Genomic DNA, 24,959 nt, shown 5'->3' on the forward strand with positions numbered 1-24,959 from the left:
CCTATTCCTCATATTTTGCCGTCCGTGGCCGCCCGATACTTATACTATTTCAATGCTATCCCCTACTTGCGGCATGCCATCTACAAATAGTTTCAGTTCGCCTGGCACGAACGGCGTCCACTGCTCGTTGGTCGTCAGCGGCTGGGTGACGATGATGGCCACCCGGTCGTCCGGTGTCGTCACCTGCGAAAAGTCGACGCTCACATCCTCGTCCGACAGCTTGGCCGTGTCGAACGGGTATTGCCGCACCAGGTAGTACAGGGCCGTGGAACAGTGGGCGAACAGTTCCGTTCCGCTCGACAACAGCATGTTGAACGTGCCGTGGGTCGCGATCTCGCGCACCAGTTCGCCCAGCGCGGCCCGCAATTGATGGAGCGGCGGGCGCGTGTCGCCGAAGCGGGCGCGCAGTTGCTGCAGCAGGTAGCAGAAGGCCCGTTCGCTGTCCGTGTCGCCCACGGGCCGGTAGGCGCCGTCGAGCACGGGCGCGAATTGCTTGAGGTCGCCGTTGTGGGCGAACACCCAGTAGCGGCCCCACAGCTCGCGCACGAACGGATGGCAATTCTCCAGCGCCACGTGGCCCTGGGTGGCCTTGCGGATATGGGCGATGACGTTCCTGGACTTGATCGGGTAGCGTTTGATCAGCTCGGCCACGGGCGAGGCCACGGCCGCCTGGTGGTCGACGAAGTGGCGCACGCCGGCGCCCTCGAAAAAGGCGATGCCCCAGCCGTCGTGGTGGGTATCGGTCTGGCCGCCGCGCATGGCGAAGCCGGTGAAGCTGAACACGATGTCCGTGGGGACATTGCAGTTCATGGCGAGAAGTTGGCACATGGTTCGGTGTCGGGAAAGGCGAAGCAAATCCCAACCATACCATGGCCCGGAGGCGGCGTCGCCGGAATCCGGCGCCCGCCCCCGTCATCCGTGCGGCGAACGCTCAGTGCAGCAGGACGGGCTGACTCATCAGCGAGTCATAATTGCCGAGGAATTCGTCGATCTCGGCCATGGTCGGTTCGCCGGCGATCAACTGGTTGACGTCGCGCCGGAATGACTGGGCAAGCACGCCGGCGATGAAGATTTCACGTTTGCCGCCCTTGTCGACGATTTCATAGCCGCCGAACCGCAAGGCCTCAAGGTCCCGGTCGGCGCCGAACTCGACCACACTGTATTGCTCGCTGTTGTAGATGAGATTCATTTTGCTTCCTTCACGCTAAGGGGCGGAACGCCGGCGATCCGCCTTCAGCAACCACGTGGGGCTGGCGGCGGGCGTTTTCAAGGGACCGCAAGACGGCCCGCGAAGCAAGCGGGGTCAGGCCGCGATGTCGGCTTGCAATGCCAGCAAGGAACCATAGGGCGCCTCGGACAGCCAGCTGCGCAGCTGGTCGAGGTGGCTGGCCGTTGCCAGGCTGATGTAGAGCCGCGCGGGGGCATGGCGCAGCACACGGTTCAATGTTACGCGCAAAACGAGATTGCCGCTGCAATGCAGGCAGCCCGGGGCGATACGCAACAGTTGCGGCGCCGGGGACGCGGGCGCCGCCCCCGCCGGATCGGCAGGATCGGCCGGATCGGCCAGGTCGGCCAGCGCGGAGTTGCCATCCGACAATCCCTCGAGGATGACGGTGGTGGCCAGCCCCGGCCGCAGGTGGGCGGCGATGGCGGCCTCGCGGGCCCCGGCGGACGGGCCCGTGACCAGCCAGGTGGCGACGGGGGCGCGCGGCGCGGGGCCGCCCGCCCGCCCCTGCGCCGTCATGCGTTCTTCTTAGCCAGCTTGCCCGGTTCCACGCCCAGTTGCTTGAGCTTGCGGTACAGGTGGGTGCGCTCCAGGCCCGTCTTCTCGGCCACGCGCGTCATGCTGCCGCCTTCGCGGCCCAGGTGGTGCTCGAAATACATGCGCTCGAACGCGTCGCGCGCTTCACGCAGCGGCAGATCGAACGACAGGTTGAACATGTGGTTGTCGCCACCGGCGATGGTCGCGCCGGGACGGGCCGCGGCCGCCTGCGGCGCCTGGGCGCCGAAGCCGCCGCCGGCGCTTTCCTCGGCCTGGGCCTGCTGGGCGGGACGGGCCGCCAGCGCCGGCGCGCGCACGGTTTCCTGGGCCCGGGTCAGGCCCTGCTGCACGGCCTTGAGCAGCTTTTGCAGCGCGATCGGTTTCTCCAGGAAGTTGAGCGCGCCGATGCGGGTCGCCTCGACGGCCGTGTCGATGGTGGCGTGGCCCGACATCATGATCACGGGCATGGTCAGCAAGCCGTCGCGCTGCCATTCCTTGAGCAGGGTGACGCCATCGGTGTCCGGCATCCAGATATCGAGCAGCACCAGGTCGGGCGCCCCGCCGGCGCGCGCTTCGCGCGCCTGCTGCGCGTTCTCGGCCAGCTGAATTGCATGTCCTTCATCGCTGAGGATTTCCGAGAGCAACTCACGGATCCCCATTTCATCATCCACTACCAGTATGTTTGCCATCTATCCCTGCCCTTCCTCATTTCGCCGCTTTATTCGGCAATGATTTTTTGTGGTCATTGCAACGTTAGGTATTTTGCGTCGCCGGCGCTAACTTTAACAGCAAAATCAGCACGGACGCACCACTTCTATCGACATGGTTCTGGATATCGATCCTGCCGCCATGTTCGTCGATAATCTTTTTCACCATCGCCAGGCCCAGGCCGGTGCCGCGCGCCTTGGACGTGACATACGGTTCGAACGCCCTGGCCAGGATCTTGGGCGCGAAACCGGGGCCGTTGTCGGCGATGGCCAGCCGCACGGCCGTGCGCGTGCTGCCGTCCGCGCCCTGATAATGAATGGCTTCCGTGACGACGTCAATCCGCGGCGTCACGCCGCCCGCGGGCAGCTCGGCCATCGCGTCCTGGGCGTTCTGCAGCAGGTTGTGGATCACCTGGCGCAGCTGGGTCGGATCGCCCATCACCAGCGGCAGGCCCGGGGCCAGCTGCGGGTGGATGATGTCGTCGCCCTCGCCGCTCACGTACAGGTGCAATATCTCGTCGACCAGCCCGTTCAGGTCCAGCGGCTCCAGCACGGCCGGCGGGGTCTTCGCGTAGTCGCGGAAGTCGTCGACCATGCGCTTCATGGCCGCTACCTGGTTGACGATGGTGGTGGTGCCCCGGTTCAGCAGCTCCGCCTCGGGCGGGGCCAGCTTGTCCTCCAGTTTCATCTGCAGCCGCTCGGCCGACAGCTGGATCGGCGTGAGCGGGTTCTTGATCTCGTGCGCCAGCCGGCGCGCCACCTCGCCCCAGGCCACCGAGCGCTGGGCCGAGATCACGTCCGAGATGTCGTCGAACACGACGATGTAGCCGCTGCCGCTTTCGACCGGCAGGCGCGAGCCGCGCGTGAGCAGGGTCAGCTCGCTGTCCTCGCCGCCGCCGGGACGGCGCGGCACCTCGATCTGGCGCTGCCAGTGCAGGCGCCCGGCGCTGCGGCCGGCGGCCGACTGCGCGCTCTGGGCCGCGAACGCGTTGACGATGGCGCCGCCGAACTCCTGCAGCCCGTCCACGTCCGTCAGCCGGCGCCCGATCAGGGCCGGGCCCGGCTGCTGCAGGATGCGCTCGGCCGAGTCGTTGCAGCTGACCAGGTGGAATTCGCCGTCCAGCACCACCACCCCGGCCGACATATTGGCCAGCACCGACTCCAGGTGGGCCTTGGCGTTCTGCAGCGCGGCGCGGTTGCGCTCGACGGCGCTGCGCGCCTCCGACAGCTGGCGCGTCATGGTGTTGAACGACTGGGTCAGCGTGCCCAGCTCGTCGGAGGTGGCCACGATGGGGCGCGGCGACAGGTCGCCCTCGGCCACGGCGCGCGTGCCCTCGGCCAGCAGCAGCAGCGGCTGGGCCAGGTCGCTGGCGATCAGGAAGGCGCTGGCGATGGCGCCGAACACGGCCAGCAGCAGGGTCAGGGTCAGCGTCTCGATGTACATCTTGCGCAGGCCCACGCGGGCCACGAAGCGCTCCTTGTATTCGCTGTAGGCGCTGCGGATGGTCTCGCCGTTGCTGGCCAGCTGGGCCGGCGCCAGCTGGATCAGCTGCAGGAAGCGCGGCGCCAGGTGGGTGCCGTTCGGCTGCACATGGTCGGGGATGGCCATCAGCACCCGCAGGCGCAGCGTGCTGTTGGCTTCGGGTAGTTCGCGCGGGGCCGTGATCATGTCGCTGCGCAGCTCGCTGCCGCCCTCGGCCGCGCCGTACGAGGCGTCGGTCTTGGCCTTGTCCATCATCTCGGTGGTGGGCAGGTCGGCCGACAGGTTGCCGCTGTTGTTGGCGCGCGCGCTGACGATCAGGCCGCCCTCGGCGTCGACGATGATGGCGTTCTGCATGCCCGGCTGCAGCTTGACCAGGCGCGCCAGCATGGCCGGCTCGCTGCCGTAGGGGTTGTCGGCCAGCTGCTGCACCGTCTTGCGCGCCGTGCTATCGAGCTCGGCCAGCACCGTGTCCAGCCCGGCCCGGCCCAGGTTGATGCCCGATTCGAGCGCCTCCTCCACGTGCACGTTGAACCACGATTCGATCGAGTGCGACACGAACTGCACCGAGACCAGGAAGATCACCAGGCCCGGCAGCACGCCGATGGCGGCGAACAGCAGCACCAGCCGCGTCATCAGGCGCGAGCCGAACTTGCCGCTCTTGAAGCGCGCGTACAGCCGGAACAGCGACACGGCCACCAGCACCAGCAGGGCCACGGCCATGGCCGCGTTCAGGCCCAGCAGCCAGGAATAGTAGCGGTCGAAGAAGCCGGAATTGTCGGACGCGGTGGCCAGCAGGAACAACAGGATGCTGACGATGGCGCCGCCAACGACGAACAGATACCGCAGGGCCTTGGTCACTTACTCCGCCCTGTACTGGAAGGTCTTCTTGTCCGACGCCAGGCGCCATTCACTGTTGTTGAAGGCGTTGACCTGGATCGGCTTGGGCAGGTAGTCGCGGTCCATGCCCATGCGCAGCGTCACGTTGTAGGTCTCGCCCACCTTGAGCGCGCCGCGCGGCGCCACCACCCAGCGGCTGGGCCGGCGGATCAGGAACAGCGCGTCCTCCAGCGACGAGAAGCTTTGCTGCACGCTGCCGATCACGGCCACGTGGTACTGGCGCGTGAGCACGTTGTAGGAGATGCGGGCCGTCTGGTGGGCCACGATGGCCTTCTCGTCGAACCAGTACCAGCGCGGGCGCGTGAATTCGATTTCGGTGGTGAAGTACAACTGCACGCCGTGCTGGATGGCGTCCTCCAGCCCGTGATTGAGGTCGAACGCGTAGTTGGCGGCCAGCCGGTAACCCTCGTCGGACGCCTCGATGTAGGCGCGCTTGATCTCCACCCCCTCGGCCGCCCGCGCCGCCGGCGCCAGCGCGCAGGCCACCATCAGCAGCAATTGCCAGGCGATGAGTCGGAGGATGCGTCGTGTCACGAGTGGGCCGGTGTTCAGTGGATCCGTCGGAAAATGGCGGGCAAAACGGTCACGCATTTTTCTGGAACAGCGCGTAAAACAATCCATCGTGATCGTGCTCCTGGTCGCCCACCGGCAGCAACTGACCGGGCGCCGCCAGCCGCGTCGCCCCGTGACGGACGGCGAATGCGGCCGCTTGCGCCTCCGATTCCTGCGGCCACAAGGAGCATGTCACGAACAGCAATTTACCACCCGGTGCCAGCATCTGCCAAAGGTTGTCGAGGATTTTGGCCGAAAGTGTTGCAAGTTGGAGCGTGTCGCCCTTGCGCCGCAACCAGCGGATATCGGGGTGGCGGCGCACGATGCCGGAGGCCGTGCACGGCACGTCGGCCAGGATGCGGTCGAACGGGCGGCCATCCCACCAGCCGGCCGACTGGGCCTCGGCGGCCCGCAGCGTGGCCTTCAATCCCAGCCGCTCCAGGTTCTCGCCCACGCGGGCCAGGCGCTTGGGGTCGGCGTCGAGCGCCGTCAGCGCGGCGTCGGCCAGCTCCAGGACGTGGCAGGTCTTGCCGCCGGGGGCGGCGCAGGCGTCCAGCACGCGCATGCCGTCGGCCACGTCCAGCAGCGGCGCGGCCAGCTGGGCGCCGGCGTCCTGCACCGACACCACGCCGTCGGCGAAGCCGGGGATCTGGGCCACGGCCACCGGCTTGACCAGCCGCACGGCCCACGGGCCGATCTGGGTGGCGGCCATGCCGGCCGCCTCCAGCGTGGCCAGGTATTGGGCCACCGTGGCCTTGCGGGCGTTCACGCGCAAGGTCAGCGGCGGCGCCATGTCGCCGGCCGCCAGGATGGCTTGCCATTGCTGGGGCCAGGCGGTCTTCATCGCGTCCAGCCACCATTGCGGGTAGTTCCATTTGGCCAGCGGCTGCAGCCGGGCCGTGTCCAGCAGGGCCTGGCGCTCGCGCAGGAAGCGGCGCAGCACGGCGTTGACCATGCCTTTGGCGCGCGCCGTGTCGGGATGGGCGTCGGCCGCCGTCACGGTCTGGTCGACCACGGTGAACGCCTCGTACGGGGCCACGGCGTCGGGCGCCGTCAACAGCGCCAGCGCGCAGGCCAGCAGGGCCGCCACCAGCGGTTCGGGCGCCTTGGGCGCCATCAGGCCGATCAGGGTTTCGCTCAGGCCCAGCTGGCGCATGCAGCGGTAGGCGATGTCCTGCATGGCGCCGCGCGCCTGCGGCGGCGCGTCCTGTTTGGCGAACACGTTGGCCAGCGCCTGCGGCAGGGCGGTGCCGGTGCGCACCTGGGCCACGGCGTGGGCCGCGCCCAGCAGGCAGAAGGCCAGCGCGTCGGGCTTGAGCGTCGTCTGGAAGCCGGTCTGCAGGGACGGCTTCAGCGCGCGCGCGTGGCTGGCCCGCAGCTTGGGCGCCGCCGGGGCGGAAGACTTCAAGGTGAGCGTCGGACGCTTGTTCATATGCTAATTCCAGGTGGGTTCCGCGCGCGATCCAGGGCGGGCCGGCGGCCGCGATCGCGCAGTATACAGCAGTGCCCGCAAGATGGGCCATGCGCGCGGCTTCGGCGGCCGGTTTGTATCGATGTTTTTACCGATAGTAGCAGGCCGCGGCCCCGGGGCCCGCTCCGCACGCCCGCGCCCCGCCCGCGCGGTGACCCGGCAGCGGCAAACCAGTATAATTACCGCTGTTTGGCCGGTGCCCGTGCGCCGGCCGTTTTCGCTTACGGACGTTTTTTTAGCGCGGCCCGGCCGCCAGATCGCACATGCTCGCCCAACAAAAACAAGATATCACCGCCCTGTTCCAGGCCGCCCTCGCCCCCCTGCTCGACGGCACCGGCATCGCCGCCAACGTCGTGCTGGAGCGCCCGCGCGACCCGTCGCACGGTGACGTCGCCTGCAACATCGCCATGCAGCTGGCCAAACAGCTCAAGATGAACCCGCGCGAACTGGCCACCAAGGTGGTGGCGGCGCTGCTGGAGAACCCGGCCGGCAAGGGCCTGGTGGAATCGGCCGACATCGCCGGCCCCGGCTTCATCAACCTGCGCGTGACGGCCGCCTCCAAGCAGGCCGTGGTCAAGTCCGTGATCGAGCAAGGCGCCGGCTACGGCATGAGTGCGGCCGGCACCGGCAAGCATGTGATCATCGAATTCGTGTCGGCCAATCCGACCGGCCCGCTGCACGTGGGCCACGGCCGCCAGGCGGCGCTGGGCGACGCGCTGTCGTCGCTGTTCATCTCGCAGGGCTACCAGGTCACGCGCGAGTTCTATTACAACGACGCCGGCGTGCAGATCCAGACCCTGGCCACCTCGGTGCAGGCGCGCGCGCGCGGCTTCAAGCCGGGCGACGCCCAATGGCCGGAATCGGCCTACAACGGCGACTACATCCAGGACATCGCCAACGACTTCCTGGCCGGGAAGACGGTGTCGGCCTCGGACGGCGCGCCCGTCACCGGCTCGGGCGACGTCAACGACATCGAGTCGATCCGCGCCTTCGCCGTGACCTACCTGCGCAACGAGCAGGACATCGACCTGCAGGCCTTCGGCGTCAAGTTCGACAACTACTACCTCGAATCGTCGCTCTACAAGGATGGCAAGGTGAACGCCGCCGTCGAGGCGCTGGTCAAGTCTGGCAAGACCTACGAGCAGGAGGGCGCGCTGTGGCTGCGCACCACCGAGTACGGCGACGACAAGGACCGCGTGATGCGCAAGTCCGACGGCACCTACACCTACTTCGTGCCGGACGTGGCCTACCACATCGTCAAGTTCCAGCGCGGCTTCACCCAGGCCATCAACGTCCAGGGTTCGGACCACCACGGCACCATCGCGCGCGTGCGCGCCGGCCTGCAGGCGGTCGGCATGGGCATCCCGCAGGGCTACCCCGACTACGTGCTGCACAAGATGGTGACCGTGATGAAGGGCGGCGAGGAGGTGAAGATCTCCAAGCGCGCCGGCTCCTACGTGACCGTGCGCGACCTGATCGAATGGTCGGGCGGCGGCGACATCGGCAAGGGCCGCGACGCCGTGCGCTTCTTCCTCATCTCGCGCAAGGCCGACACCGAGTTCGTGTTCGACGTGGACGTGGCGCTCAAGACCTCGGACGAGAATCCCGTGTATTACGTGCAGTACGCCCACGCGCGCATCTGCCGCATGCTGGAGCAGTGGACCGGCGACGAGGCCGCGCTGGCCGGCGTCGACCTGTCGCCGCTGACGGCGCCGTCGGAGGCGGCCCTGCTGGCCACGCTGGCGGCCTACCCCGAGGTGCTGGCGCGCGCCCAGGCCGAACTGGGCCCGCACCAGATCGCGTTCTACCTGCGCGACCTGGCCGCCAACCTGCACAGCTTCTACTTCGCCGAGCGCGTGCTGGTGGACGACGAGGCGCTCAAGCTGGCGCGTCTGGCGCTGATGGTGGCCACCCGCCAGGTGCTGCGCAACGGCCTGGCGCTGATCGGCGTCTCGGCTCCCGAGAAAATGTAATTGCGAAGGACATCGCCCACAATGAATCACCGCTCCGGTTTTATCCCGCGTCAGCGCCAGCAAGGCAACTTCCTGATCGGCTTTATCAGCGGCCTGGTGGTCGGCCTGGCGATCGCCGTCGTGGTCGCCCTGATGATCACCAAAGGCGCCTCGCCGTTCACCGACAAGGGCAAGACCGGCAGGGCGGCCGAGCCGACGGCCGGCCAGGTGGCCGATCCGAACAAGCCGATGTACGGCAACAAGGATGCGGCCCGCGAAGCGGCCAAGGACTTCGCGCGCGAGCCGAAGCCGCCGGCCGCCGATCCGCTGCAGCAGGCCGTCGACAGGATCCAGGCCGCGAGCGACGCCGCGCCGGCAGCCAAGGTGCCGGCGGCCCCCGCCGCCCCGGTCGTCGTGGACAAGGCCAAGCCGGCCCTGCCCGCGGCGGCCACGGCGCCGGCCGCGCAAACGGCGGCCGCCGCCTCCGGCGAGGACAAGTACATCTACTATCTGCAGGCCGGCGCCTTCCGCGAACTGGCCGACGCCGAAAGCGCGCGCGCCAAGCTGGCCCTGCTGGGCTTCGAGGCCAACGTTTCCGACCGCAGCACCGACACGGGCGTGCTGCACCGCGTGCGCCTGGGTCCCTACACGCAGGTTGAGGCGATGAACCGGGTGCGCAGCAAACTGTCCGAGAACGGCGTCGACGTTGCCGTTGTACGCAATCAAAAATAACCCACAGGAGTAGCAATGCGATTTCTGAAGCTGATTTTGGGCGCGCTGACCTTGAGCGCCATCGCCGTCACCGCCGCCGCCTCGCCGGCCGATCCCAAAGCGGGTGTCGAGTACCAGGTGCTGGCCACGCCGCAGCCCACGGACACGGGCAAGAAGGTGGAGGTGCTGGAGTTCTTCGCCTACTACTGCCCCCATTGCTACGCCTTCGAACCCTCGCTCGAAGCGTGGATCAAGAAGCAGGGCGACAACATCGTCTTCAAGCGCGTGCACGTGTCGGGCGGCGACGCCGTTTCGCCCCAGCAGAAGCTGTACCTGACGCTGGACGCGATGGGCCTGATGAACGACCAGATGCACAACAAGATCTTCAACGAGATGCATGTGGCGCACAACCGCCTGAACCGCGACGATCTGGTGTTCGACTTCGTGGCCAAGCAGGGCATCGACCGCCAGAAGTTCATCGACGCCTACCGCTCGTTCGGCATCGGCGGCCGCATCCGCCACGTCAACGCGCTGATGGAAGCCTACCACGTGGACTCGTGGCCGATGGTGGCCATCGACGGCCGCTTCATCACCTCGCCCTCGCTGGCCGACGCGGGCAGCAGGTCCGCCAACTCGGAGGCCCAGCTGCACGCGGAGGCGCTGCAGGTGATGGACGCGCTGGTGGCCAAGGCCAAAGCGGAGAAGAAATAACGATGACGGCGACCGGCGCGCGCGCACCCGCAGCATGACGCCGCAGCGCGTCTTCATCACCGGCGCCTCGAGCGGCATCGGCGCGGCGCTGGCCGCGCGCTACGCCGCCCAGGGCGCCACGCTGGGATTGCTGGCGCGCCGCAAGGACGCGCTGGACCAGCTGATCGCCACCCTGCCCCATCCCGAACGCCACCGCGCCTACGCGGCCGACGTGCGCGACCACGCCGCCATCGCCGCCGCCGCGCAGGCCTTCATCGCGCACGCCGGCGGCGCCGACGTGGTGATCGCCAACGCCGGCATCTCGGCCGGCACGCTGACCGAACACGCGGAGGACCTGGCCGCGTTCGAGGCCATCATCGCCACCAACGTGGTGGCCACGGCGGCCACCTTCGCCCCCTTCATCGCCACCATGCGCGCCCAGTCCACGCCGGCGCGGCTGGTGGGCATCGGCAGCGTGGCCGGCATCCGCGGCCTGCCGGGCGCGGAGGCGTACAGCGCCTCGAAGGCGGCCGTGATCAGCTACTGCGAATCGCTGCGGCTGGAACTGAAACCGTACGGCATCCGCGTGGTGACGATCTGCCCCGGCTACATCGACACCCCGATGACGCGCCACAATCCCTATCCGATGCCGTTCCTGATGCCGGTGGAGCGCTTCGCCGCCGCCGCCGTGCACACCATCGCGGCCGGCCGCAGCTACGCCGTGATCCCGTGGCAGATGGGCATCGTCGCCAAGCTCCTGCGCCTGCTGCCGAACGCGCTGTACGATCTGGCCTTCGGCAAGGCGCCGCACAAGCCGCGCCAGCCGGCCAAAGCCCTGTGACGCCATGAACAGCACCGCCTTACCCGCCCTGTCGGCCGGCGCCATCACCGACCGCTGCGCCTCCAGCGCCAGCCACGTGGCCATCGAAGTGGTGGCCGAAACCGGCTCCACCAACGCCGACCTGCTGGCGCGCCTGGGCCAGTTGCGCGGCCCCGTGCTGCGCATCGCCGAGCGCCAGACGGCGGGACGGGGCCGGGCCGGCCGGCCATGGCTGTCCGCGCCCGGCGCCACGCTGACGTTCTCGCTGGCCTGGCACTTCAAGGGCGGCCTGCACACGATGGCCGGCCTGCCGCTGGCGGTGGGCGTGGCGCTGGCCGAAACCCTGGGTTCGCTGGGCGTGCCGGTGCGGCTCAAGTGGCCCAACGACGTGCTGCGCGACGGGAAGAAGCTGGCCGGCATCCTGGTCGAAGCCCAGCAGGGCGCCGACGGCGGCTACTGGGCCGTGGTCGGGGTGGGCCTGAACCTGATCATGCCGGACGAGCTGGAAGCGCAAATCGGGCGCGACGTGGCCGGCGCCCCGTGGCTGGCCCAGATGGACCGCAACACCCTGATGGCCACCCTGCTCAGCCGCCTGGCCGCCGTGCTGGCCGAATTCGACGACACCGGCTTCGCCCCGTTCTGCGAACGCTGGAACGCATTGCACGCATGGCAGGGCCAGGACGTGACCATCATCGATGGCGGCCAGGTGCTGCAGCAGGGGCGCGCGGCCGGCGTCGACCACTGCGGCCGCCTGCTGCTCGACACGGCCCTGGGCCGGGCCGAGGTGCTGTCGGGCGACGTCTCGTTGCGGCTGGTGCAGCCATGATCCTGCTGATCGACGCCGGCAACACCCGCGTCAAATGGGCGCTGGTGGCGGCCGACGCGCCGCTGGCCGCGTGGCTGGCCACGGGCGCCGTGCTGCACGCGGAACTGGAACAACTGCCGGCGGTCTGGCAACGGGCGCTGGCCGGCCGCACAGCCACCCGCGCGCTGCTGGCCAACGTGGCCGGCGCCGCGCTGCGCGAACGGCTCGAACGTCTGCTGCCGGCCGGACTGGCCGAGGTGGCGTGGTTCGCCTCGCTGCCGGAGCTGGCCGGCGTGCGCAACGGCTACCGCAATCCGGCCCAGCTGGGCTGCGACCGTTTCGCCGCCGCCATCGGCGCGCACGCGCTGGCGCCGGGGCACGACGTGATCGTGGCGACCTGCGGCACGGCCACCACCATCGACGCCGTCACGGCCGACGGCGCCTTCCTCGGCGGGATGATCCTGCCCGGTCTGGGCCTGATGGCCAGCGCGCTGGCGCGCAACACGGCGCAGTTGCCGCAGATCGCGCAAGACGGTAAGCTGCCGGCTGGATTTGCCGACAACACGGACGACGCCATCCTCAGCGGCTGCCTGGCGGCCCAGAGCGGCGCGATCGAGCATGCGTGCACGCTGCACGGCGCCAGCCTGTGCCTGATCTCGGGCGGCGCCGCGCCGTTCGTGGCGCCGATGCTGAAGGTGCCGTACCGCGTGGTCGACAACATCGTGCTGACCGGCCTGCACGCGGCGTGCGGCGCCGCCCCCGTAACCACCCTGGATAGCCCGTGCTGAAATTTATCTTCTGGTCGCTGCTGGCCATCAATGGCGCGCTGTTCGCGTATGGACAGGGCTACCTGGGCCACTTCAGCGGCAACGAGCGCGAACCGGCGCGGCTCAAGAACCAGCTCAACGCCGACAAGCTGGCCGTGATCCCGGCCGGGATGGCGGCGGCCGCCGCGTCGGCATCGGCCAGCGCGGCCGCGTCGGCATCGGCATCGGCATCGGCCAAGGCCGGGCCGCAAGCGCTGGCCTGCGTCGAGGTCGGCAACTTCGTGATCGCGGAAGCGCGCCGCTTTGAAAAGCTGCTGGAACCGCTGGACCTGGGCGACCGCCAATCGCGTCACAACCTGCCCGGCACGGAAGTATCGAGCTACATCGTGTTCATCCCGCCGCAAGGCAGCAAGGAAGCGGCCGACAAGAAGGCGGGCGAGCTGCGCGCGCTGGGCGTGACCAATTATTTCGTGATGAGCGACTCGCAGACCATGCGCTGGGCCATTTCGCTGGGCGTGTTCAAGACGGAGGGCGCGGCCCAGAATCAGCTGGCGGCGCTGGTCAAGCAGGGCGTGCGCAGCGCCCGCGTCGCGCCGCGCATGAGCGGCGGCAAACTGCTGGCCTTCCAGTTCCGCGACATCGACACGGACATCAAGGCCCGCCTCGACGAACTGCGCGCCGCCTTCCCGAACACGGAAACGCACGCCTGCAAATAGGTCGCTAGTTCAAGGCACGACCGCGTTCAGCCCCAAATGGCTGACGAAGGGCTTGAAGTCCCTGTCGCTGTAGAGCAGACGAAGTCCATCCTCTATGCACCGGGTAGCGATAATCGTGTCGATGGACTTGCGGATCGTAATACCGCGTGCCCGCAACATGCGGAAGTTTCTGGCGGCCTTGACGGCGATATCGCGACCGCCGATGTCGATCATGCACAGTGAAGTCAGCAGTCTTTCCGCACGGTTGAAGTCGCGCTCGCTCGCGAAACCCTGCAACACCTCCATCAACACGAGGTCGCCGGTCGCGATCAATACTGTTCCAAGCAGTCGATCCAGACTATCCGTCTGAGGCGTCCTGACGCCCCTGAAGTAATCTATCCAGACACTGGAATCGACCAGTATCATTTATCCGTCCGCATGGCATCGAGGTCACCGTGCCATTGCAGTTTGCCTCGATAACGACGAATCTCTTCCTGCTGCCGCAAACGCAGCAAAGTACGCAAGCCAAGTTCGACAACCGCACGCTTTGTCTTCAAGCCGGTTGCCCGCAAGGTCTGCGCCATTAGCTTGTCATCGATCACGATGTTGGTTCTCATAACGTTTAGCCCCCGCCCAAGTATCAATACAGGATTGAGATACCCATCCTAGTTGGCGAACTGCGCAAACGCAATGTTAAAGCGCCATCGAATTTGACGCTCCACAATAAGCAGCTTGCCCCGCGACGTCCGCTCAGCGCTGGATCACGATCGGCTTCAACGCCAGCGCCACCGGCAAGGCTTGCGCCGCCTGCATGGCCGCCTGGCGGCTGGCGAACGGGCCGCTGAACAGGCGATGCACGGTGCCGCCCTGCACCACTTCCAGCGCGCCCAGGTTGCCGATCACGCGCGCCAGCCTGCTGCGCACGGCCTCCGCGTTTTCAGCGCGGGAGAATGCGCCCAGCTGCAGATAAAAGCCGCCCTTGTCGGCGCCGCCCGCACCGGCGGGCGCGCCACCGCCCTGCCCCGCGCCCTGCACCAGCGCTTCGAATTCCGGCGAGCCGGCCGCTGTCGCCGGCGCGGGCGACGTCGTCACCGGCTTGGGCGCCAACACCAGCGGAGTGGCCGATTGCCCGGCCGCGCGCGCGGCCAGCATGCGGTCGATCTCGGCCGGCAGGATGCGCTCGATCTGCAGCTCGTGGCTGCCCTTGCCCAGCAAGCCCAGTTTGAGCGCGGCCGTGTACGACACGTCGATCGCGCGGTTCGCGTGGAACGGGCCACGGTCGTTGATGCGCACGATCACCTGCGTGCCCGTGGCCAGGTTGGTCAGCCGCGCGTAGGACGGGATCGGCAGCGTGGGATGGGCCGCCGTCATCTTGTACATGTCGTACAGTTCACCCGACGAGGTGCGCTGGCCATGGAACTTCTTGCCGTACCAGCTGCCGATGCCCTTCTGGACATAGGGCTGGTCGTCCGTGATCGGCGTGTAGGTCTTGCCGAAGACGACGTAAGGCCGGTTGGAACGGGGCAGCAGCGGGTCGTTGCGCACTTCCGCGTCCGGCACCTCGGCCAGGTTGGGCGGCGGATTGTCGCCCGGCCCGTCGTCCTGGTAGTAGCCGCCACGGCCGGAGCCGGCCGCCGGCAGGGCCGGCACGCCCGGCGCGGCGCGTCCCGGCGCCTTGGCCACGCCGCCCGCCGGTTTGGGCACGGTGGCGGACGGCGCGCCCTGCTGCGGCACCGTGCCGCAGGCGGCCAGCGCCAGCATCGACGCCAGCCCCGCCGCTTTCAAGTAACCGTTTTTGTACATAACCATCTTGCCATCCTTGTTATTTTTACCCGGGCGGCATGCCGCCGCCGGCCGGCGGCGCGTGCGCCGCCAAGCGTGCATTATCGCTCAAACGGCCGGACGGCCGCGCCACCGTGGTTTCAGCGCCGCCGGCAAGGGGGCGCCGCGAAGGAAGGAATCAGGTCTGCACCAGCTTGCGGTGGCGCTGGATGCTCATCAGGATGCCGCCGCCCAGGCCCAGCGTGAGCAGCGCCGTGCCGCCGTAGCTCATGAACGGCAACGGCACGCCCACGACGGGCAGGATGCCGCTGACCATGCCCATGTTGACGAAGGCGTAGGTGAAGTAAATCATGGTGATGGCGCCGGCCAGCAGGCGCGTGAAGAAGTTGGGCGCGTTGGCCGCGATCATCAGGCCGCGCCCGATCAGCAGCAGGTACAGCACCATCAGGATCAGGTTGCCCGTCAGGCCGAACTCCTCCGAGAACACGGCGAAGATGAAGTCCGTGGTGCGCTCGGGGATGAACTCCAGGTGGGCCTGGGTGCCGTGGGTCCAGCCCTTGCCCGTCAGGCCGCCCGAGCCGACGGCGATGGTGGACTGGATGATGTGGAAGCCCTTGCCCAGCGGGTCGGAGGTGGGGTCGATCAGCGTCATCACGCGCTCGCGCTGGTAGTCGTGCATGACGGACCAGATCACGGGCAGGCTGGCCGCGCCCATCACGAACAACGCCACCAGCGCCTTCCACGACAGCCCGGCCAGGAAGATCACGCAGAAGCCGGCCGCCACCACCAGCAGCGCCGTGCCCAGGTCCGGCTGCTTGGCGATCAGGCCCACGGGGATGGCCAGCAGGATGGCCGCGATCAGATAGGAATGCCAGCGCAGCTGCCCGGCGCGCTGCTGGAAGAACCAGGCCAGCATCAGCGGCATGGCGATCTTCATGAATTCGGACGGCTGAATGTCGACCCCCACGTGCAGCCAGCGCCGCGCGCCCAGCTTGACGGTGCCGAACAGCGCCACCGCCAGCAGCAGCGCCACCGCCACCACGTAGGCGGGAACGGCGATGCGCATCATCATCTGCGGCGTGACGTTGGCCACCATCCACATCACGAGGAAGGCCATGAGGATGTTGCGCAGCTGGTCCTCGACCTTGCCGGGGATGCCGATGCTGGCCGAGTACAGCGTCACCAGCCCGGTGCACAGCAGCATCAGGATGATGATGGCCAGCGGCCCGTCGAACACGGTGAAATAGGGGCGCACGCGGCGCCACAGCGAGCGCCTTTCGTTGATCGGCATGATGGCTTCCTTATTCGGTGTTGCCGGGCGTTTCGGCGCCGGGCTTGGGTTCGCCGCTCACGCCCTGCTCGGCCTTGATGTCTTCCACGGAGCGCAGCTCGGCGTCCTCCTTCGGCACCTTGGTGGTCTCCTTCTCCTGCGGGCGCTTGCCCAGCAGGTAGAAGTCGAGCGCCTTGCGCACGATGGGCGCGGCCACGCCGGCGCCGAAGCCGCCGTTCTCCACCACCACGGCGATGGCGATGCGCGGCTTGTCGGCCGGCGCGAAGGCCGTGTACAGCGCGTTGTCGCGCAGGCGCTCGGCGATCAGGTTGGCGTTGTACTTCTCGTTCTTCTTGATGGCGACCAGCTGCGCCGTGCCGGTCTTGCCGCCCGAGGTGTAGCCGGCGCCGGCGAAGGCCCTGGCCGCCGTGCCGCCCAAGGTCACGCCCACCATGGCGTTCTTGATGATGTCGATGTTCTCCTGCTTGAGCGGGATGCGGTAGCTCTCCTTGGGCACGGTCAGCTTGCGCGCGCGCGTGACGCCGTCCTCGATGATCTTGACCAGGTGCGGCTTCATCACCACGCCGTTGTTGGCCAGGGTGGCGATCGCGTGGGCCATCTGCAGCGGCGTGTAGCTGTTGAAGCCGTTGCCGATGGAGACCGAGATGGTGTCGCCGCCCACCCACTTCTGGGCCGCCGGATTCTTCTTGAAGCGGTTGCGCTTCCATTCCTTGGACGGCAGGATGCCGGCCTTCTCGTGTTCGAGGTCGATGCCGGTCAGCTCGCCGAAGCCGAACGGCTTCATGAAGTCGTGGATGGCGTCGATGCCCATGTCGTTGCCGAGCATGTAGTAGTAGGTGTCGCACGATTCGACGATGGACTTGTACATGTCCACCGTGCCGTGGCCGCCCGGTTTATCGTCGCGGAACTTGTGGCCGCCCAGCGTGAACGAACCGGGGTCGAAGATGGTCTGGCCCGGCGTGCGCTTGCCCAGCTCCAGCGCGGCCAGCGCCATGAAGGGCTTGAAGGTGGAGCCGGGCGGATAGGTGCCCGACAGCGGCCGGTTCACCATCGGCTTGTCGAGCGAGGTGTTGAGGTCGGACCAGCTTTGCGAATCGATGCCGTCCACGAACAGGTTGGGGTCGTAGCCGGGGCGCGACACGTAGGCCAGGATGTCGCCCGTCTCCGGCTCGATCGCCACCAGCGCGCCGCGCCACTCGCCGAACGCCTCCTCGATCACCTTCTGCAGTTCGATGTCGATCGACAGGATCAGGTTGTTGCCCGGCGCGGCCGGGGTGCGCGACAGCGTGCGGATGGCGCGCCCGCCGGCCGACACCTCCACCTCCTCGTAGCCGGTGGTGCCGTGCAGCTGGCGCTCGTAGCTCTTTTCCAGCCCTTCCTTGCCGATATGGTCGGTGCCGTTGTAGTTGGCCGCGTCGTCGGTGTCCTCGATGGCCTTGGCCTCGGCCTGGTTGATGCGGCCGATGTAGCCGATCACGTGCGAGGCCAGCTCGCCGAGCGGATACTGGCGGAACAGGCGGGCCTGGATCTCCACGCCGGGGAAGCGGAAGCGCTGGGCCGAGAAGCGCGCCACCTCCTCGTCCGTCAGGCGGGTGCGCAGCGGCACGCTCTCGAAGTTCTTCGAGTCCTCCAGCAGCTTCCTGAAGCGCTTGCGGTCCTTGGCCTCGATCTGCACCAGCTTGGCCAGTTCGTCGATCGTCTCGTCGAGCGTCATGCGCAGCTTGGACGGCGTCACCTCCAGCGTGTAGGCCGAGTAGTTGCGGGCCAGGACCACGCCGTTGCGGTCCAGGATCAGGCCGCGGTTCGGCTCGATCGGCACCACGGCGATGCGGTTCTCCTCGGCCTGCGCGGCGTAGTCGCTGTGCTTGACCACCTGCAGCCAGATGAAGCGCGCCAGCAGCAGGCCAAAGCAGACGAACACCATCAAGCCCAGCGCCGTCAGGCGCAGGCGGAACAGGTGCAGTTCGCGTTCCGTGTTCTTCAGTTCAGTCATGCGGGTACGTCGGATGCGTCAAAGATGCGTCAAAGGGGGCGGCGCTCAGATCGGCCGCGTGTGATCGCGGTCGACGGCGCGCCGCTGGGGCGCCAGCAGCAGCCACGTGGCCACCGGCCACAAGGCGACGGCCACCGCGCTTTCCAGGAAATAGAACCAGCCGGGGAATTTGCCCGACACCATGAAGCGTATGCCCAGCTGCACCGACTGCGCCATCAGCAGCAGCGGGAACACGTGCATGGCCTGCGTCATCAGCGGGAACCACAGCACGCGCCGGTGCAGCATGATGGCGAAATAGGACAGCAGCGTGTAGGCCAGCGCGTTCTCGCCCAGCAGCGTGGAGTCGTGCACGTCCATCAGCAGGCCGAGGAAGAAGGCGGTGCCGATGCCGACCTTGCGCGGCTGGTGCACGCCCCAGAACACCAGCACCAGCGCCACGAAGTCGGGCGTGCCGATGAAGTTCCCCCACGGCAGAAGGTTGAGCAGGAAGGCGCAGAACAGGCTGAAGGCGATGAACAGCGGGCTGACGGGCAGCAGGATGTAATGCGGACGGTTCACTGCGCGGCCTCCTTCGGTTTGGGCTGGGCCGGCGCCACGGCCTTGGGCGCAGCCGGCGTGGTCGCCGGCGCGGCCGGAACGGCCGCAGCGGCAGCCTTGGTCGCCGCCGGCGCGCCGGCGCCGGGGACGGCGGCCGGCGCCGCGGCGCCCGGCGTGGCGCCCTGGATGGCGCCCGTCTCCTTGACGGGGCCCATCTTGCCCACGTGCTTTTTCGGTTGACGCATTTCCTCCTCCGGCGGCCGGGGCGGCATGTCCGGTGGCGTCATCAGGATCAGCAACTGGGTGTGGTTGGAGATGCCGGCCAGCGGCTGGCACACGACGCCGCCGAACGAGCCGCCGGCGCTGTTTTCCACCTGCGTCACGCGGGCCACGGCCAGGCCGGCCGGGTACACGCCGTCGAGACCGGAGGTGACCACCACGTCGTTGACCTGGATGTCGGCGTTGGGCGCCGTGAAGCGCAGCTCCAGCGTGCCGGATTTGCCGCGGCCATAGGCCACGCTGCGCAAGCCGGTGCGCAGCAGTTCGACGGGGATCGCTTGTTCCTTGTCGGTCAGCAGCGTGACCTCGGCGGTGAACGGGAACACGCGCGTGACCTGGCCCACCACGCCCAGGTTGTCGATCACGGGCAGGCCGAGCGACACGCCCTGCTGGGTGCCCCGGTCCAGCACGATCTTGCGGCTGTTGGGGTCGCGCGCGTCGTACAGCACCTCGGCCAGCATCGATTTGACGGGCAGGCGCTGGCGCGCGTCCATCAGCTTGCGCAACTGGTTGTTTTCGGCGGCCTGGAACTGGGCCTGCTGCAGGGCCTGGGCGCTGGCGATCTGCTGGCGTTTGAGCTCGCGCACCTGTTTTTCCATCGACGACAAGGTGGAGAAATAATCGCCGACGCCGTAGATGGCGTCGCGCGGCAGCAAGGCCGCCATTTGCAGCGGATACAGCACGGTGCCAGCCACCTGGCGCACCGTGGCCAGGCTATGCATGCGTGAATCGACCAGCAGCAGCGCGATCGAAATGCACGCGAACACCATCATCTTGACGCGGGCCGGGGCGCCTTGCTTGAATAGTGGCGGAGGACTGTATTCCATGACTTCCAATTATCGGGCGCTCGCGCGCCAACCAACCAACGGCCTGAGTTTAGCCTGTCACGCTTCCACCAGCCCGGCGCCACCGGCGGCGCCGGGCCACGGCATCATTCGTAGGAGAAGATGGAGCCCAGCTGGTCCATGCGCTCCAGCGCCATGCCCGAGCCGCGCACCACGCAGGTGAGCGGGTCCTCGGCCACCAGCACGGGCAGGCCCGTTTCCTCCATCAGCAGGCGGTCCAGGTCGCGCAGCAGCGCGCCGCCGCCGGTCAGCATCATGCCTTTTTCGGCGATGTCGGCGCCCAGTTCCGGCGGCGTCTGCTCCAGCGCGTTCTTGACGGCCGAGACGATGTTGTTGAGCGGGTCGGTCAGCGCCTCGAGGATCTCGTTGGACGAGATGGTGAACGAGCGCGGGATGCCTTCGGACAGGTTGCGGCCCTTGACCTCCATCTCCTTCACTTCCGAACCGGGGAAGGCCGAACCGATGGCCTTCTTGATCGCCTCGGCCGTCTGTTCGCCGATCAGCATGCCGTAGTTGCGGCGGATGTAGTTGACGATGGCCTCGTCGAACTTGTCGCCGCCCACGCGCACCGAACCCTTGTACACCATGCCGCCCAGCGAGATGATGCCCACCTCCGTGGTGCCGCCGCCGATGTCGACCACCATCGAGCCGGTGGCGTCGGACACGGGCAGGCCGGCGCCGATGGCGGCCGCCATCGGTTCCTCGATCAGGTACACCTGCGAGGCGCCGGCGCCGAGCGCCGATTCGCGGATCGCGCGGCGTTCCACCTGGGTCGAGCCGCACGGCACGCAGATGATGATGCGCGGCGACGGGCGGAAGAACTTCGAGTCGTGCACCATGCGGATGAACTGCTTGAGCATCTGTTCGGTGACGGTGAAGTCGGCGATCACGCCATCCTTCATCGGGCGGATCGCCTCGATGTTGCCCGGCACCTTGCCCAGCATCTGCTTGGCTTCCTTACCGACGGCCTGGATGGTCTTCTTGCCGTTCGGGCCGCCCTCCTGGCGGATCGCGACGACCGATGGCTCGTCCAGGACGATGCCCTGGCCGCGTACATAAATCAGGGTGTTGGCCGTGCCCAAGTCAATGGCCAGATCGGTGGAAATATACCTGCGTAAAAAACCAAACATGAGTATCCTGTGGCGCCTCTACAGTGCGCATAAGCCGTTATTAGGGAGTATCGGCGCGCCCGCCCGGGGGGCGCTGCGCGATCAGTTCCGACGCGGCGGCAGCTTCATTCGGCGCCGGCAACGCATCAACCCGCCATTCTACCTTATAATTTGAATGCGATTTGCCGAAAATCCAGTCAAAAGTGTGTCCCTTCAGGCCAGGATTTAGAGGGCTTTCACGAACTTTTGGCGGCTGATTGCCGTAAATTCCAGATTTTTATTAATATTACAATTAAACCGCGCGGCCCGGCCGCGCCTATCGCCATGTCCCTGACCCTATCCGACGTAAAACGCATCGCCCACCTGGCCCAGCTCGAGATGAGCGAACCGCAGTCCGCCACGGCGCTGGGCCAACTGAATGGCATCTTCGCGCTGGCCGAGCAGATGCAGGCGGTCGACACCGACGGCGTGGCCCCGCTCAGCCACCCGCTGGCGGCCCACATGCACAACATCGCGCTGCGCCTGCGCGAAGACGTGGCCACCGAACCGAATCGCCGCGACGCCTACCAGGCCGTCGCCCCCAAGACCGAGGACGGCCTGTACCTGGTGCCGAAGGTGATCGAATAAGGGCGCCGCGCCGCGCTCCACCGCACCGAACGCCCGAACCACCGCCGCACCGTCATTCCCGCGCAGGCGGGAATCCATACCCGGCATGGGTCCCCGCCATCGCGCGGACGACGTGCCCTGAATTGACTGAAACGCCATGCACACCAAAACAATCAAAGAGCTGTCCGCCCTGCTGCAAAGCAAAGCGATTTCCGCCACCGACCTGGCCAAGCACTTCCTGGACCGCATCGAAGCGAGCGACCTGAACGCCTTCCTGCACGTGGACCGCGCGCTGACGCTGGCCCAGGCGGCCGAGGCGGACGCCCGCATCGCCGCCGGCACGGCCACGCCGCTGACGGGCGTGCCGATCGCCCACAAGGACATCTTCGTCACCCAGGGCTGGCGCTCGACGGCCGGCTCCAAGATGCTGGCCAACTACGTCAGCCCGTTCAACGCCACCGTGGTGGAAAAGCTCAACGCGGCCGGCATGGTCACGCTGGGCAAGCTCAACTGCGACGAATTCGCCATGGGCTCGGCCAATGAAAACTCGGCCTTCGGCGCCGTCAAGAACCCGTGGGACAAGACGGCCGTGCCGGGCGGCTCCTCGGGCGGTTCGGCCGCCGCCGTGGCCGCGCGCCTGGCGCCCGGCGTGACCGGCACCGACACCGGCGGCTCGATCCGCCAGCCGGCCTCGTTCTGCGGCATCACCGGCATCAAGCCCACCTACGGCCGCGTGTCGCGCTTCGGCATGATCGCGTTCGCGTCCTCGCTCGACCAGGGCGGTCCGATGGCGCAGACGGCCGAGGATTGCGCGCTGCTGCTGTCGGCCATGGCCGGCTTCGACGAGCGCGACTCGACCAGCCTGACGCCGGAACAGGGCGGCGTGGCGGAGGACTTCACGCGCGCGCTGAACCAGCCGCTGACGGGCCTGCGCATCGGCGTGCCCAAGGAATACTTCGGCGAAGGCCTGGCGGCCGACGTCGAGCAGGCCGTGCGCGCCGCGCTGGCGCAGTTCGTCAAGCTGGGCGCAACGCTGGTCGACATCTCGCTGCCCAACACGGCGCTGTCGATCCCGGCCTACTACATGATCGCGCCGGCCGAGGCGTCGTCCAACCTGTCGCGCTTCGACGGTGTGCGCTACGGCCACCGCGCCGCCGAGTACAAGGACCTGCAGGACATGTACAAGAAGACCCGCGCCGAAGGCTTCGGCGACGAGGTCAAGCGCCGCATCATGGTCGGCACCTATGTGCTGTGCCACGGCTACTACGACGCCTACTACCTGAAGGCGCAGAAAATCCGCCGCCTGATCGCGCAGGATTTCGAGGCCGTGCTCAATGGCCCCAACGCCGTGTGCGACGTGATCATGGGCCCGGTGGCGCCCACCGTGGCCTGGGACCTGGGCGACAAGTCGGACGATCCGGTGGCCGCCTACCTGGCCGACATCTTCACGCTGTCGACCAGCCTGGCCGGCCTGCCCGGCATGTCCATCCCCTGCGGCTTCGGCCAGGGCGAGAAGAACGGCAAGCGCCCGGTGGGCCTGCAGATCATCGGCAACTACTTCGGCGAGGCCAAGCTGCTGAACGTGGCGCACCAGTTCCAGCAAGCCACCGACTGGCACCTGCGCGCGCCGGCCGGCGTGTAACGCGCCCGCCAGCCTCCCAACAACGAATACATCAGCGAGAACACCAATATGGAATGGGAAGTCGTCATCGGTCTTGAGAACCACGTGCAGCTCACGACCGAATCTAAAATTTTCAGCGGTTCGCCGATCAAGTTCGGCGCCGAACCGAACACCCAGGCCAGCCCCGTCGACCTGGCGCTGCCGGGCGTGCTGCCGGTGATGAACAAGCAGGCCGTGGACCGCGCGATCCGCTTCGGCCTGGCCGTGGGCGCCAAGGTCGCGCCGCAGTCCGTGTTCGCCCGCAAGAACTACTTCTACCCCGACCTGCCCAAGGGCTACCAGATCAGCCAGTTCGAGGATCCCGTGGTGCAGGGCGGTTCGCTCACCTTCGGCTACGAGAAGGATGGCGAATTCGTCACCAAGACCGTCAACCTGACGCGCGCCCACCTGGAGGAGGACGCCGGCAAGTCGCTGCACGAGGACTACCACGGCATGAGCGGCATCGACTTGAACCGCGCCGGCACGCCGCTGCTGGAGATCGTGTCCGAGCCGGAAATCCGCAGCGCCGCCGAAGCTGTGGCCTACGCCAAGGCCCTGCACTCGCTGGTGATGTGGCTGGGCGTCTGCGACGGTAACATGCAGGAAGGCTCGTTCCGCTGCGACGTGAACGTGTCCGTGCGCCCCAAGGGCCAGACTGAATTCGGCACCCGCTGCGAGATCAAGAACCTGAACTCGTTCCGCTTCATCGAGGAAGCCGTGCACGTGGAAGTGCGCCGTCAGATCGAACTGATCGAAGACGGCGGCAAGGTGCAGCAGGCCACCCGCCTGTACGATCCGGACCGCAAGGAAACGCGCGAGATGCGCAGCAAGGAAGACGCCCAGGATTACCGCTACTTCCCCGACCCCGACCTGCCGCCGCTGATGATTTCGCAGCAGTGGATCGACCAGGTGAAGGCCACCATGCCCGAACTGCCGGGCGCCATGCGCGCGCGCTTCGTGAGCGAGTACGCGCTGCCCGACTACGACGCGCTGGTGCTGACCCAGTCGAAAGCCATGGCGACCTACTTCGTGGCCGTGGTGGAGAAGGCCGGCAAGGAGAACGCCAAGGCGGCCGCCAACTGGCTGATGGGCGACGTGTCGTCCACGCTGAACCGCGAGAACGTGGACATCGCCGACGCGCCGGTATCGGCGGCGCAGCTGGCGGCGATGCTGAAGCGGATCGCCGACGGCACCATCTCCAACAAGGCCGCCAAGGAAGTCTTCGCCGGCATGTGGGAGGCCAAGTCGGCCGACGAGAACCTGGTCGACACGGTGATCGAAGCCAAGGGCCTGAAGCAGATCTCCGACACGGGCGCGCTGGAAGCGATCGTCAACGACGTCATCGCCGCCAACGAGAAGTCGGTCGAGCAGTACCGCGCCGGCAAGGAAGCGGCCATCAACGCCCTGATCGGCCAGGCCATGAAGGCGTCGCGCGGCAAGGCCAACCCGGCTCAGCTGACCGAGCTGCTGAAGGCCAAGCTGGCGGGCTAATCGCACAAGGCATCACACCATGGCCGGGGAGCGATCCCCGGCTATTTTTTTTGG

The 24,959-nt window shown here is 67.6% G+C and carries 25 protein-coding genes; 10 read left to right on the plus strand and 15 right to left on the minus strand.

Annotated elements, in window-relative coordinates; genetic code table 11:
• Window positions 1-39: 39 nt before the first annotated feature.
• From AC1RQG_RS09605 to rsmB, 7 genes are all read right to left on the minus strand, one after another.
• Window positions 40-828, minus strand: coding sequence for a class II glutamine amidotransferase (locus tag AC1RQG_RS09605; protein ID WP_493130640.1), 789 nt, complete (start codon window positions 826-828; stop codon window positions 40-42).
• 103 nt (window positions 829-931) lie between these two features.
• Window positions 932-1,189: a BTH_I0359 family protein gene (locus AC1RQG_RS09610; protein ID WP_182160367.1), complete on the minus strand. Its 258-nt coding sequence runs from the start codon at window positions 1,187-1,189 to the stop codon at window positions 932-934.
• Window positions 1,190-1,303: 114 nt separating this feature from the next.
• Window positions 1,304-1,744, minus strand: coding sequence for a GTPase (locus AC1RQG_RS09615; protein ID WP_493130642.1), 441 nt, complete (start codon window positions 1,742-1,744; stop codon window positions 1,304-1,306).
• Entirely contained in the window at window positions 1,741-2,451 is a 711-nt protein-coding gene (locus tag AC1RQG_RS09620; protein WP_493130644.1) for a response regulator, read from the minus strand. Before AC1RQG_RS09620 ends, AC1RQG_RS09615 begins: the two co-directional genes overlap by 4 nt.
• A 64-nt stretch (window positions 2,452-2,515) precedes the next feature.
• Window positions 2,516-4,810, minus strand: coding sequence for a sensor histidine kinase (locus AC1RQG_RS09625; RefSeq protein WP_493130646.1), 2,295 nt, complete (start codon window positions 4,808-4,810; stop codon window positions 2,516-2,518).
• Window positions 4,811-5,440, minus strand: coding sequence for a DUF4390 domain-containing protein (locus AC1RQG_RS09630; protein ID WP_493130648.1), 630 nt, complete (start codon window positions 5,438-5,440; stop codon window positions 4,811-4,813).
• Complete coding sequence (gene rsmB, locus AC1RQG_RS09635) at window positions 5,433-6,833, minus strand: 16S rRNA (cytosine(967)-C(5))-methyltransferase RsmB (RefSeq protein WP_493130650.1); 1,401 nt, start codon at window positions 6,831-6,833, stop codon at window positions 5,433-5,435. The genes AC1RQG_RS09630 and rsmB overlap by 8 nt, the downstream gene beginning before the upstream one ends.
• Before the next feature lie 302 nt (window positions 6,834-7,135).
• On the opposite strand from rsmB, the gene argS reads away from it, so the two are divergent.
• From argS to AC1RQG_RS09670, 7 genes are read left to right on the plus strand one after another with little or no spacing between them, the layout of a single operon-like run.
• Window positions 7,136-8,845, plus strand: a complete 1,710-nt coding sequence (gene argS, locus AC1RQG_RS09640; RefSeq protein WP_493130652.1) for an arginine--tRNA ligase — start codon at window positions 7,136-7,138, stop codon at window positions 8,843-8,845.
• Window positions 8,846-8,866: 21 nt separating this feature from the next.
• The gene (locus AC1RQG_RS09645; RefSeq protein ID WP_493130654.1) at window positions 8,867-9,556 is read left to right on the plus strand and encodes an SPOR domain-containing protein; all 690 of its coding nucleotides are present in this window, start codon (window positions 8,867-8,869) and stop codon (window positions 9,554-9,556) included.
• 15 nt (window positions 9,557-9,571) lie between these two features.
• Window positions 9,572-10,246 (plus strand): thiol:disulfide interchange protein DsbA/DsbL, encoded by a 675-nt coding sequence (locus AC1RQG_RS09650; RefSeq protein ID WP_493130656.1) that lies wholly within the window; start codon window positions 9,572-9,574, stop codon window positions 10,244-10,246.
• A 34-nt stretch (window positions 10,247-10,280) separates the two neighbouring features.
• The gene (locus AC1RQG_RS09655; RefSeq protein ID WP_493130657.1) at window positions 10,281-11,066 is read left to right on the plus strand and encodes an SDR family oxidoreductase; all 786 of its coding nucleotides are present in this window, start codon (window positions 10,281-10,283) and stop codon (window positions 11,064-11,066) included.
• A 4-nt stretch (window positions 11,067-11,070) separates the two neighbouring features.
• Window positions 11,071-11,871, plus strand: a complete 801-nt coding sequence (locus tag AC1RQG_RS09660) for a biotin--[acetyl-CoA-carboxylase] ligase (RefSeq protein WP_493130659.1) — start codon at window positions 11,071-11,073, stop codon at window positions 11,869-11,871.
• Window positions 11,868-12,638: a type III pantothenate kinase gene (locus AC1RQG_RS09665; protein ID WP_493130661.1), complete on the plus strand. Its 771-nt coding sequence runs from the start codon at window positions 11,868-11,870 to the stop codon at window positions 12,636-12,638. Before AC1RQG_RS09660 ends, AC1RQG_RS09665 begins: the two co-directional genes overlap by 4 nt.
• A complete protein-coding gene (locus AC1RQG_RS09670) occupies window positions 12,632-13,333 on the plus strand; it encodes an SPOR domain-containing protein (protein ID WP_493130663.1) in 702 nt (233 codons plus the stop codon). Before AC1RQG_RS09665 ends, AC1RQG_RS09670 begins: the two co-directional genes overlap by 7 nt.
• Before the next feature lie 9 nt (window positions 13,334-13,342).
• Here the strand turns inward: AC1RQG_RS09670 and vapC are convergent, their stop codons facing one another.
• The 8 genes from vapC to AC1RQG_RS09710 all read right to left on the minus strand — a co-directional run bounded on the left by vapC (window position 13,343) and on the right by AC1RQG_RS09710 (window position 21,169).
• Window positions 13,343-13,738 carry a type II toxin-antitoxin system VapC family toxin gene (gene vapC / locus AC1RQG_RS09675; protein WP_493130665.1) on the minus strand — a complete coding sequence of 132 codons (396 nt, stop codon included), beginning with the start codon at window positions 13,736-13,738 and terminating at the stop codon, window positions 13,343-13,345.
• Window positions 13,735-13,929, minus strand: coding sequence for a type II toxin-antitoxin system VapB family antitoxin (locus tag AC1RQG_RS09680; RefSeq protein ID WP_493130667.1), 195 nt, complete (start codon window positions 13,927-13,929; stop codon window positions 13,735-13,737). Before AC1RQG_RS09680 ends, vapC begins: the two co-directional genes overlap by 4 nt.
• Before the next feature lie 133 nt (window positions 13,930-14,062).
• Entirely contained in the window at window positions 14,063-15,121 is a 1,059-nt protein-coding gene (locus AC1RQG_RS09685; RefSeq protein WP_493130669.1) for a septal ring lytic transglycosylase RlpA family protein, read from the minus strand.
• Between the two features lie 151 nt (window positions 15,122-15,272).
• Entirely contained in the window at window positions 15,273-16,385 is a 1,113-nt protein-coding gene (rodA, locus tag AC1RQG_RS09690; RefSeq protein ID WP_493130670.1) for a rod shape-determining protein RodA, read from the minus strand.
• 10 nt (window positions 16,386-16,395) lie between these two features.
• Window positions 16,396-18,378: a penicillin-binding protein 2 gene (mrdA, locus tag AC1RQG_RS09695; RefSeq protein ID WP_493130672.1), complete on the minus strand. Its 1,983-nt coding sequence runs from the start codon at window positions 18,376-18,378 to the stop codon at window positions 16,396-16,398.
• Between the two features lie 45 nt (window positions 18,379-18,423).
• Complete coding sequence (gene mreD, locus AC1RQG_RS09700; protein WP_493130674.1) at window positions 18,424-18,936, minus strand: rod shape-determining protein MreD; 513 nt, start codon at window positions 18,934-18,936, stop codon at window positions 18,424-18,426.
• Entirely contained in the window at window positions 18,933-20,021 is a 1,089-nt protein-coding gene (mreC, locus tag AC1RQG_RS09705) for a rod shape-determining protein MreC (protein ID WP_493130676.1), read from the minus strand. The genes mreD and mreC overlap by 4 nt, the downstream gene beginning before the upstream one ends.
• Before the next feature lie 104 nt (window positions 20,022-20,125).
• Window positions 20,126-21,169, minus strand: a complete 1,044-nt coding sequence (locus AC1RQG_RS09710; RefSeq protein WP_008445008.1) for a rod shape-determining protein — start codon at window positions 21,167-21,169, stop codon at window positions 20,126-20,128.
• A 303-nt stretch (window positions 21,170-21,472) separates the two neighbouring features.
• Here AC1RQG_RS09710 and gatC point away from each other — a divergent pair, with 303 nt between their 5' ends.
• From gatC to gatB, 3 genes are all read left to right on the plus strand, one after another.
• Window positions 21,473-21,775: an Asp-tRNA(Asn)/Glu-tRNA(Gln) amidotransferase subunit GatC gene (gene gatC, locus AC1RQG_RS09715; protein ID WP_493130678.1), complete on the plus strand. Its 303-nt coding sequence runs from the start codon at window positions 21,473-21,475 to the stop codon at window positions 21,773-21,775.
• Between the two features lie 136 nt (window positions 21,776-21,911).
• The gene (gene gatA / locus AC1RQG_RS09720; protein WP_493130680.1) at window positions 21,912-23,396 is read left to right on the plus strand and encodes an Asp-tRNA(Asn)/Glu-tRNA(Gln) amidotransferase subunit GatA; all 1,485 of its coding nucleotides are present in this window, start codon (window positions 21,912-21,914) and stop codon (window positions 23,394-23,396) included.
• Between the two features lie 30 nt (window positions 23,397-23,426).
• Window positions 23,427-24,905, plus strand: a complete 1,479-nt coding sequence (gene gatB / locus AC1RQG_RS09725) for an Asp-tRNA(Asn)/Glu-tRNA(Gln) amidotransferase subunit GatB (RefSeq protein ID WP_493130753.1) — start codon at window positions 23,427-23,429, stop codon at window positions 24,903-24,905.
• Window positions 24,906-24,959 lie beyond the last annotated feature (54 nt).

This window comes from Rugamonas sp. GW822-FHT03B10, assembly GCF_058801745.1.